This window comes from Mycobacterium sp. TH-M103 (genome assembly GCF_057473785.1).
Genome location: NZ_JBYCLG010000198.1, coordinates 1 through 9,683 on the forward strand (window position 1 = coordinate 1; position 9,683 = coordinate 9,683).

The following is a 9,683-nucleotide window of genomic DNA, read 5'->3' on the forward strand; positions in this document are numbered from 1 at the left end:
CCGTGCTGGCGACCCTGACGGGACTCGAACCCGCGACCTCCGCCGTGACAGGGCGGCGCGCTAACCAACTGCGCCACAGGGCCTTGCTACCGCTCCGCGTCGCCGCGTCGCCGTACCCCCTACGGGATTCGAACCCGCGCTACCGCCTTGAAAGGGCGGCGTCCTAGGCCGCTAGACGAAGGGGGCCAGATCCGAATCTCTCCGGGGTACCCGCAACATGGTTACGTTGGGAGCCACGCCAGCTTAGGTCACCGCGGCCCCAATCCTCAAACGAGCGCCTCCGCGGTACCCAGTATCCTGTTTTTTCGGCCCCTATAGCTCAGTTGGTAGAGCTACGGACTTTTAATCCGCAGGTCCTAGGTTCGAGTCCTAGTGGGGGCACCAACAAGCGGTTCATGAGCGCCGGACACCGGCTGTCACCTCGCAAGACGCCCGGCACCGGAGCTTCAGCCGATCGTCAGCAGCAATCGACGCGCCGTTAACGAGCACCGCGCGGGCCGTTGCGGCCGCACGCACCGGCCGCGCGCGTGCCGGGCCGGCGGTTCGCGGCGATCGCGTCCGCTCGCCCGACGGCATGACACGCCGAATGAGCATCGGTGGGGATGAATCGCCGCTGCTGACGGATCTTGTGGCTGCGTCGGACGCAGCCGGGCGCAGTCGTCCGGCGGGCGTCGGTCGCCACGCGGGACGGCCCCGGTTCCGCGTCAAAACGGCTTGGCTATGCTTCCGAGGATGACTGTTGATGCAGCCTCCTCCCCGAACGCGCCCGTAGCCCTGGTAACGATGGAAGTCCGTCACCCAGCAACGGATTCCCTCAACGAATCATCGAGCGGACAGCTCAAACATCTGCTCGCCGACCATCTGCCCATCGAGCGCCAGGCCCAGGATGTGGCGTGGGGCATGGGCGCCGGCGGAAGCCCCCAGCCGACCGCCGAGCGCTTCACCCGCTACGTCAACCGGGACAACACGCTGGCCGCCTCGATGAAGAACCAGGCCGTCGTCATCGAGACCACCGCATACTCCAACTTCGAGTCGCTGCTCGAGATCGTGATGCGCGTCGTCGACGCGCGCTCGCAGGTCTCCTCGCTCGTCGGGGTGGAGCGCATCGGCCTGCGCTACGTGCTCGAGGTCCGGGTCCCCGTGGGCGTCGACGGCCGGGTCGAGTGGGCCAACTGGATCGCCGAGCCGCTGCTCGGGCCGCAGCGCATCGCCCCGGCCGGCCTGACGCTGACCGAATGGCAGGGCGCCGCGGTCTACCGCGAGGCGAACCCGGGCAAGTCGATGATCGTGCGCTACGGCCCCGGGGTGGGTCAGGCACTCGACCAGAGCTACCACCTGCGCCGGACCATGCCGGCCCAGCAGGGACCGTTCTTCCTGCTGGACATCGACAGCTTCTGGACCCCGACGGGATCCATTCCCGAATACGACCGCAACGCGGTGCTGACGACCTTTCAGGACCTCTACGACCCGGCACGCACCGTGTTCCAGGAGATGCTCACCAGCCGCCTGAAGGACGACCTGCTGAGCTCGTAGCCGCAGCGCGCGCCGACGTCAGCGCTCGAGCACCGCGCTGGTGTAGGTGACGTCGGCGAAGGCCGCGGCGACGTCGTCGTCGGGGTAGGCGAACCCGTTGGCCGCGTGCAGTTCCTTGACGCTTTTCGTCGACGTCCGCCAGCGGCGCTGGTTCAGGTAGTCCACGACGTGGCTGCGCTGCCCGTGGTAGACGAGATCGTTGAAGTCGATCTCGAACCCGAGCTCGCTCATCCGGTCGTGGTGGGCGCGCCAGCGCTCGTCGGCGAAAATCGCGGTGTCGGGGACGAATTCGAACGCCAGGCGGCTGCCGGGAGCGCTCAGCGCGGTGATGTTGTCGAACAGTGCGTCCTGCGCGGCATCCGGCAGGTAGACCAGCAGACCTTCGGCGCTCCACGCCGTGGGGGCCTGCGGATCGAATCCCGCGTCCCGCAACGCCGCGGCCCAGTCGTCGCGCAGGTCGACGGCGACCGTGCGGCGCTCCGCGGTCGGCTGCGCACCGAGCTCGGCGAGGGTCAGCGTCTTGAACTCGATCACCTCGGGCATGTCGACCTCGTAGACGACGGTGCCGGCGGGCCACGGCAGGCGGTAGGCCCGCGCGTCCAGGCCCGCCGCGAGGATCACCGCCTGGCCGACGCCGCTGCGCGCCGCGTCGAGAAAGAAGTCGTCGTAGAACCGGGTGCGGCAGGCCATCCCCTCGGCCATCCGGCGCGGATCGAACTCCGACTCCCCGCCGACCGGGATCTGGCCGTTGACCAAGCGGACGTAGACGTCGATGCCGACGGCGCGCACCAACGGCGCGGCATAGGGGTCGTCGATGAACCCCTCCTCGGAAGCCAGCGCCCGCTGAGCGGCGACCATGGTCGCCGTCGCCCCGACGCTCGTCGCCAGATCCCAACGATCGCTCTCGGTGCGCGCCATTTTGCTCCTGTGCCAGAAACGAAGAAATATAGACAATCTAGTTACTACCACAGGCCCGGCATGCCCAGTCGTCGGCGCTAGCCTGCGACCATGACCGACTTCGCGCAGCGCACGATCGACCTGGCCCGCCGTAACGTCGCCGAGGGCGGCCGCCCGTTCGCGACCGTGATCGTCAACGACGGCGAAGTCCTGGCCGAGAGCGCCAACCAGGCCGCCCAGACCAACGACCCGACCGCCCACGCGGAAATCCTGGCCATCCGCGAGGCGTGCCGGAAGCTGGGCACCGAGCACCTGGTCGACAGCACCATCTACGTGCTCGCCCACCCGTGCCCGATGTGCCTGGGCTCGCTGTATTACTGCTCACCGCGGGAAGTGGTCTTCCTGACCACCCGCGAGGCCTATGCGCCGTACTACCTCGATGACCGCAAGTACTTCGAACTCGCCACGTTCTACGACGAATTCGCGAAGAGCTGGGAGCGCCGGCGACTGCCGATGCGTTACGAGCCCCGGGACGCCGCGGTGGGTGTCTACCGGTTCTGGAACGAGCGGAACGGCGGCCGGCGCACGTCGACCGTCGTCCCGGCGCGCTGACACCCGACCTGGCAACGACAGCACGCGCACGTGAGACGCGCTGCGCGGGAAAGAATTACGACACGTTCGGGCAGTAGTGCTTGGGGTTGTCGCGCTCGTCCACCGGCGGCAGGTTGCGCGCCGGGGTCTGCGCGAGCGGCGTGTCGGCCGGGATTCGCCCGTTGGCGCGATCCCATCCGGCGCGGGCCCGCGGATGCTTGCGGAACCGCCGGGGCACCAGCGCGAACGCCAGACGGACGGCGTCGCCGAACCGCCGGTGCAGCCATTCGTCGCGCGCCGACCAGGTGTAGCCCATCAGCTCGCGCACCGGCGGGTCGTAGAGGCCGACGGTCACCCAGACGAAGAACGGCGCCATCAGTTTGCGCTGGGCGGCCCACAGCCAGTCCGGAACCCATTGCGCGAAAGGTGGTTTGGCCAGATCGGTCAGGTCGAGCACCGCACGCGCCGCGTAGTTGTTCTCCAATACGTTGCGGCACATGTGATCCCAGTAAGCCTGGAATTCCTCCCACGACGCCGGCACGGGTCGCATGCTCATGCCGTACATCCGATACCACTGGACGTGCTCGTCGAAGAGCTGTCGTTTCTGCGCCTCGGTCAGCCCGCCGCAGAACCGCTCGGCCACGTGGATCGTTCCGACGAAGAAGGTGGCGTGCGCCCAGTAGAAGACGTCGGGGTTCAGCGCATGGTAGCGGCGACCCTGTTCGTCGACGCCCTTGATCTCGGTGTGGTAGTCGCGCACCTCCGCGCCGGTGACCGGTGCGCGGTCGCCGTCGAATACCACGCCGCCGATCGGGTACAGCGAGCGCAACAGGCGCGGCCAGCGTTCCCGGAAGAACGTCGAGTGGTCGATGACGGCCGCACCCAGCTGCGGGTGCATGTTCTGCATCGACCCCGCCCATGGGCCCTGCAGCATGCCGCGCCAGTCCCCGAAGTACCGCCACGTCAGCGAATCGGGACCGAGCGGGACGGGCGGAGCCTCGTAACCCAGCGGCGCCACCGGGCATCCGGCGGCCAAGCCGTCGGTGGCGGTCGCGCCGTCGATGCTCGTCAGCGGAGTGCCTGCGGACGTATCTTGAGTCACTGTTGAGATCCCCGTGGCTGTCGGTAGATTTTGACTACACGTGTTGTCACTTTTCAGCTTAGGAGCGATGTGCCGTCCGGTCAACGACGGAGCCGTTGGACCGGCGTCCCCTTGGAGAGTCGCCACGCGCTGCGCCGCGACGACCTCGTTGCCGCCGGCGTGCAACTGCTGGGCAGCGACCGCGGGCCCGCGCTGACCGTCCGCGCCGTGTGCCGCGAGGCCGCGCTGACCGAGCGCTATTTCTACGAGAGCTTCTCCGACCGCGACGAGTTCGTGCGCGCGGTCTATGACGACGTGTGCACGCGGGCGATGAGCACGCTCACCTCGGCGAAAACGCCGCGCGAGGCCGTCGAACGCTTCGTCGAGCTGATGGTCGACGACCCGGTCCGAGGCCGCGTGCTCCTGCTCGCTCCGGCCGTGGAGCCGATCCTGACCCGCTCGGGAGCGCAGTGGATGCCCAACTTCATCGACCTGCTGGTCCGCAAGCTTTCCCGGATCGGGGACCCCGTGGTGCAGAAGATGATCGCCACCAGCCTCGTCGGCGGTCTGTCGAGCCTGTTCACCGCCTACCTCAACGGCCAGCTCGGCGCCACCCGCAGGCAGTTCATCGACTACTGCGTGAACATGCTGTTCATCACGGCGGCCCCCTACGTGCCGGCCCCTGAGCCGGGTAATTCCGAGTAGCGGGTTTCCGCGGGGCCACACCGGCGAGCCCAGGTCAAATGTGTTCGGCACGTCGGTATGCCGAAATGTGACCTCGCCACGCGGGCCACGCACGCGGAAACTTGATGCTACTGGGGTACACAGATATATTGACCGCTACTAATCGACACATATAACTGGAGGGGCGATGTCCGCTGAGCTGACGGACTTACAGCTGTTGCGGGAGCTTGAGCCGGTCGTCGAGAAGTACATGAACCGGCATCTGAGCATGCACAAGGACTGGAACCCGCACGACTACATCCCGTGGTCGGACGGCAAGAACTATTACGCGCTCGGTGGCCAGGACTGGGCCCCTGAGCAGAGCAAGCTCTCGGATGTCGCCCAGGTGGCGATGGTGCAGAACCTGGTCACCGAGGACAACCTGCCGTCCTATCACCGCGAGATCGCGATGAACATGGGCATGGACGGCGCGTGGGGGCAGTGGGTGAACCGCTGGACGGCCGAGGAGAACCGGCACGGGATTGCGTTGCGCGACTATCTCGTGGTCACGCGCGCCGTCGATCCCGTGGAGCTGGAAAAGCTTCGTATCGAGGTGGTCAACCGGGGCTTCAGCCCGGGCCAGAACCACCAGGGTGAGTACTTCGCCGAGACCCTCACCCACTCCGTCCTCTACGTCAGCTTCCAGGAACTGGCCACCCGGATTTCGCACCGCAACACCGGCAGGGCCTGCAACGACCCGATCGCCGATCAGCTGATGGCCAAGATCTCGGCCGACGAGAACCTGCACATGATCTTCTACCGCGACGTCAGCGAGGCCGCGTTCGACCTCGCGCCCAACCAGGCGATGAAGTCGCTGCACCTCATCCTGCGCAACTTCCAGATGCCTGGCTTCCAGGTGCCCGAGTTCCGGCGCAAAGCCGTCTTCATCGCCGTCGGCGGGGTCTACGACCCGCGCATCCACCTCGACGAGGTCGTCATGCCGATCCTGAAGAAGTGGCGCATTTTCGAGCGCGAGGACTTCACCGGCGAGGGGGCCGAGCTGCGTGACGACCTCGCACTGCTGATCAAGGAGCTCGAGCAGGCCTGCGACAAGTTCGAGGTGTCCAAGCAGCGCCAACTCGACCGGGAAGCCCGCACGGGCAAGCGCGCCACCGCCCAGGAACTGCACAAGACGGCCGGCAAGCTGGCGATGAGCCGCCGGTAACGGCCGTGCGGATCGGTCCGATCACGCTCGCCAGCCCGGTGGTGCTGGCCCCGATGGCGGGCGTGACCAACGTTGCTTTCCGGACGCTTTGCCGTGAGCTCGAGAAGGAAAAGGCCGGCACGGTCAGCGGCCTGTACGTCTGTGAAATGGTGACCGCCCGCGCGCTCGTCGAGCGCCATCCGGTCACCATGCACATGACCACGTTCGCCCCGGACGAGTCGCCCCGGTCGCTGCAGCTCTACACCGTGGACCCGGCCACCACGTACGCCGCCGCGAGGATGATCGCCGACGAGGGTCTGGCCGACCACATCGACATGAACTTCGGCTGCCCGGTGCCCAAGGTGACCAAGCGCGGCGGCGGGGCGGCGCTGCCGTACAAGCGGCGGCTGTTCGGCCAGATCGTCGCCGCGGCCGTCCGCGCCACCGAAGGCACCGGCATCCCGGTGACGGTCAAGTTTCGCATCGGCATCGACGACGAGCACCACACCCACCTGGACGCCGGCCGCATCGCCGAGGCCGAGGGCGCCGCCGCGGTGGCCCTGCACGCCCGCACGGCGGCACAGCGCTACTCCGGCACCGCCGACTGGGACCAGATCGCCGCCCTCAAGCAGCAGGTGCGCACGATCCCGGTGCTCGGCAACGGCGACATCTACGACGCCCGCGACGCGCTGGCGATGATGGCCAGCACCGGTTGCGACGGCGTCGTCATCGGCCGCGGCTGCCTGGGCCGGCCGTGGCTTTTCGCCGAGCTCTCGGCCGCGTTCACCGGCACCGCCCCGCCCGTCCCGCCCTCCCTGGGCGAGGTCGCCGACATCGTCCGGCGGCACGGCCGACTGCTGGCCGCCCATTTCGGGGAGGACAAGGGCATGCGCGACATACGCAAGCATGTCGCCTGGTACCTGCACGGTTTCCCCGCCGGATCCGAATTGCGGCGGTCGCTGGCCATGGTCACGACGCTCGACGAACTCGACTCGCTGCTGGACCGGCTGGACGGGTCGGTGCCGTTCCCCGATGCGGCCACGGGCCCGCGGGGCCGGCAGGGGTCACCGGCCCGCGTTGCCCTGCCCGACGGCTGGCTGAACGATCCGGACGACTGCACGGTCCCGGCCGGCGCGGACGTCATGCACTCCGGCGGCTGAACCCGGCCGCGAGATCGCGTCCGGACCCAGAACTCAGTAAGATATGGGCCTTGCTGTATTACGCTTCGCCGTCGGATCGGTTGAGGGCCGCGTCACCGAAGCGCGACCCACTCCGTGCGCCTCGCAGGCACGGGCCCGCAGTGCGGCGGTGACAGGTGCCACGGACGCTCTCTCGACGTCCGCATCGAGGATTCGGAGGCCGGCAGGACATGAGTGACGGCGGGGCAGACGCCACTCCCGAGGGCCGGCGCGCCGCGCCCTGGGAGCGGTTCTCCGAGCCGACACCGGACCAAAACCTGCACCGGTGGCAGCCCGCCCCGGCCCCCGTCGACCACGTCGAGCCCGCCTCCGAGGACGAGCACGACGACGACGACGAGGACGAGCAGGATCCGGGTCACGGCGCACGGAGCGGATCCCACACCCGGGGCGGGATCACCGTCGCCGACCTGATCGCCAAGTTCGGCGCCCCGCCCCCCGATCGGCCCAGGCGCCACCGCGCAGCCGACGACGCCCCCGACACGGAGGCCCCGGATACCGCAGCTCCCGAGGCGTCCATCGACCAACAGGACACACAGGTCATCGCCACTCCGGCCTATTCGCTCGAGCTCAGCTCGGAGGTCCCCGACCTGCAGGTCGCGAGCTACCCCCACGACGAGGATCCCGCAGCGGAGGCACCGCCCGCCAACGCACCGCGCACGCTGCTGCGCCGGCGTGCCCGCGAGCCGAAAACCAGGCCCGGGCGCCGGCCCCTGCTGTTCGCCGCCCGTTCGCTGGCGGCGCTGCTCGCGGTGCTGAGCCTCGCCATGACCGGCGGGGCATGGCAGTGGGCGACATCGAAGAACAGCCGCCTCAACACCGTTAGCGCGCTCGACCCGCATTCGCGCGACATCGTCGACCCCGGTGGCCAGTACGGCGACGAGGACTTCCTGATCGTCGGCATGGATTCGCGGCTCGGCGAGAACGCCAACATGGGCGCCGGCGACGCCGACGACGCCGGCGGCGCGCGGTCGGACACGGTGATGCTGGTCAACATTCCGGCGAACCGCAAACGCGTGGTGGTGGTCTCCTTCCCGCGCGACCTGGCGATCACCCCGATCCAATGCGAAGTCTGGAACCCCGAGACCGGCAAGTACGGCCCTATCTACGACGACAAGACGCGCACCTGGAGTCCGCGCGTGGTCTACACCGAGACCAAACTGAACTCGACGTTCTCCTTCGGCGGGCCGAAGTGCCTGGTGAAGGAAATCCAGAAGCTGTCGGGGTTGAGCATCAACCGGTTCATCGCCGTAGACTTCTCCGGCTTCGCGAAAATGGTCGAGGCCCTCGGCGGCGTCGAGGTGTGCACCAGGGCGCCGCTACACGACTACGAACTGGGCACCGTGCTCAAACACGCGGGGCGCCAGATCATCGACGGCCCGACGGCGTTGAACTACGTGCGCGCCCGGCAGGTCACCACGGAGAACAACGGCGACTACGGCCGCATCAAGCGCCAGCAGTTGTTCCTGTCGTCGCTGCTGCGCTCCCTGATCTCCGAGGACACGTTGCTGGACCTGAACAAACTCAACAACGTCGTCAACCTCTTCATCGGCGACAGCTACGTCGACAACGTCAAGACCAAAGATCTTGTTCAGCTCGGGCAGTCGCTGCAGGGAATCGCCGCCGGGCACATCACCTTCGTCACGGTGCCGACCGGAGTGACGGACGAAAACGGTGACGAACCGCCACGCACGGCCGACATGCGGGCGCTCTTCGACGCCATCATCGACGACGATCCTCTGCCCCTGGAGAACGACCACAACGCGCAGCAGCTGGGGACCTCCTCGACCAAGGGGGCGACGACCACCTCCACCCCCACGTCCGCCCCGGCCAAGAACCCGGCCCCGAGCCCCGAGGTGCGGCACGAACAGGTGACGACTGCCTCGCCGCACGACGTGACGGTGCGGGTGTCCAACGCGACCGCCACATCCGGGCTCGCCGCCGCCGCCACCACCCAACTCAAGCGCGACGGGTTCAACGTGATGGCACCCGACGACTACCCCAGTGCACTGAAGGCCACGACGGTGTTCTTCTCTCCGGGCAACGAACACGCCGCCGCCACGGTGGCATCGGCGTTCGCCAATTCCAAGGTGCACCGGGTGTCGGGCTACGGTCAGGTCGTCCAGGTGGTGCTCGGCCCGGACTTCAGCGCCGTCGCCGATCCGCCACCCAGCGGCTCATCCGTCAGCGTGCAGATCGAACGCAACTCGGGCGACACACCGGCCAAGCTGCCCGAAGACCTGACGGTCACCAATGCGGCGGACACCACCTGCGAATAGCCGGATTTGGCGAGAGTCCGCAAAGCGATTTCGGCATCGAGAACGTAGGCTTGGCGGCATGCGGACCGCCTACCATGAGCAGCTTGCGGGCCTGTCCGAGCAGCTCGGCGAGATGTGCGGGCTGGCGGGCATTGCGATGGAGCGCGCCACCCAGGCCCTGCTGCAGGCCGACCTCGTGCTGGCCGAACAGGTGATCTCCGACCACGAGCAGATCGCGGCGATGAGCGCCCGCGCCGAGG

General features: G+C 68.0%; 8 protein-coding genes, 3 tRNA genes and 1 pseudogene. 8 read left to right on the forward strand and 4 right to left on the reverse strand.

What is annotated here, in order from left to right; all coding sequences use genetic code 11:
• Positions 1–6: 6 nt before the first annotated feature.
• Positions 7–83, reverse strand: a tRNA-Asp gene (locus AC2VOR_RS10940).
• 30 nt (positions 84–113) lie between these two features.
• Positions 114–186 (reverse strand) — tRNA-Glu (locus tag AC2VOR_RS10945).
• Between the two features lie 122 nt (positions 187–308).
• Here AC2VOR_RS10945 and AC2VOR_RS10950 point away from each other — a divergent pair.
• Positions 309–384: transfer RNA gene (locus AC2VOR_RS10950), tRNA-Lys, on the forward strand.
• A gap of 336 nt (positions 385–720) precedes the next feature.
• Positions 721–1,533: a TIGR04255 family protein gene (locus AC2VOR_RS10955; RefSeq protein WP_369736886.1), complete on the forward strand. Its 813-nt coding sequence runs from the start codon at positions 721–723 to the stop codon at positions 1,531–1,533.
• 18 nt (positions 1,534–1,551) lie between these two features.
• Here the strand turns inward: AC2VOR_RS10955 and AC2VOR_RS10960 are convergent, their stop codons facing one another.
• A complete protein-coding gene (locus tag AC2VOR_RS10960) occupies positions 1,552–2,451 on the reverse strand; it encodes a class I SAM-dependent methyltransferase (RefSeq protein ID WP_486963784.1) in 900 nt (299 codons plus the stop codon).
• A gap of 90 nt (positions 2,452–2,541) precedes the next feature.
• Here AC2VOR_RS10960 and AC2VOR_RS10965 point away from each other — a divergent pair, with 90 nt between their 5' ends.
• Positions 2,542–3,042 (forward strand): nucleoside deaminase, encoded by a 501-nt coding sequence (locus tag AC2VOR_RS10965; RefSeq protein ID WP_369736884.1) that lies wholly within the window; start codon positions 2,542–2,544, stop codon positions 3,040–3,042.
• 55 nt (positions 3,043–3,097) lie between these two features.
• On the opposite strand, the gene AC2VOR_RS10970 is transcribed toward AC2VOR_RS10965, so the two are convergent.
• Positions 3,098–4,123 carry an oxygenase MpaB family protein gene (locus tag AC2VOR_RS10970; RefSeq protein WP_369736883.1) on the reverse strand — a complete coding sequence of 342 codons (1,026 nt, stop codon included), beginning with the start codon at positions 4,121–4,123 and terminating at the stop codon, positions 3,098–3,100.
• A gap of 69 nt (positions 4,124–4,192) precedes the next feature.
• On the opposite strand from AC2VOR_RS10970, the gene AC2VOR_RS10975 reads away from it, so the two are divergent.
• From AC2VOR_RS10975 to AC2VOR_RS10995, 5 genes and pseudogenes are all read left to right on the forward strand, one after another.
• Positions 4,193–4,807, forward strand: a complete 615-nt coding sequence (locus AC2VOR_RS10975; protein ID WP_369736882.1) for a TetR/AcrR family transcriptional regulator — start codon at positions 4,193–4,195, stop codon at positions 4,805–4,807.
• A gap of 166 nt (positions 4,808–4,973) precedes the next feature.
• Positions 4,974–5,990, forward strand: a complete 1,017-nt coding sequence (locus AC2VOR_RS10980) for an acyl-ACP desaturase (protein ID WP_369736881.1) — start codon at positions 4,974–4,976, stop codon at positions 5,988–5,990.
• Positions 5,991–5,995: 5 nt separating this feature from the next.
• The gene (gene dusB, locus AC2VOR_RS10985; protein WP_486963785.1) at positions 5,996–7,129 is read left to right on the forward strand and encodes a tRNA dihydrouridine synthase DusB; all 1,134 of its coding nucleotides are present in this window, start codon (positions 5,996–5,998) and stop codon (positions 7,127–7,129) included.
• 209 nt (positions 7,130–7,338) lie between these two features.
• On the forward strand, positions 7,339–9,444 hold the full coding sequence (locus tag AC2VOR_RS10990) for an LCP family protein (RefSeq protein WP_486963786.1): 2,106 nt from the start codon (positions 7,339–7,341) through the stop codon (positions 9,442–9,444).
• 58 nt (positions 9,445–9,502) lie between these two features.
• Positions 9,503–9,683, forward strand: a pseudogene (locus tag AC2VOR_RS10995) (phosphate transport system regulatory protein PhoU); the annotation flags it as partial.

Bases quoted from the DNA above. Each gene is read 5' to 3' on its own strand.
- AC2VOR_RS10980 (WP_369736881.1), top strand. From the start codon at position 4,974: ATGTCCGCTGAGCTGACGGACTTACAGCTGTTGCGGGAGCTTGAGCCG.
- AC2VOR_RS10965 (WP_369736884.1), top strand. From the start codon at position 2,542: ATGACCGACTTCGCGCAGCGCACGATCGACCTGGCCCGCCGTAACGTC.
- AC2VOR_RS10960 (WP_486963784.1), bottom strand. From the start codon at position 2,451: ATGGCGCGCACCGAGAGCGATCGTTGGGATCTGGCGACGAGCGTCGGG.
- AC2VOR_RS10990 (WP_486963786.1), top strand. From the start codon at position 7,339: ATGAGTGACGGCGGGGCAGACGCCACTCCCGAGGGCCGGCGCGCCGCG.
- AC2VOR_RS10955 (WP_369736886.1), top strand. From the start codon at position 721: ATGCTTCCGAGGATGACTGTTGATGCAGCCTCCTCCCCGAACGCGCCC.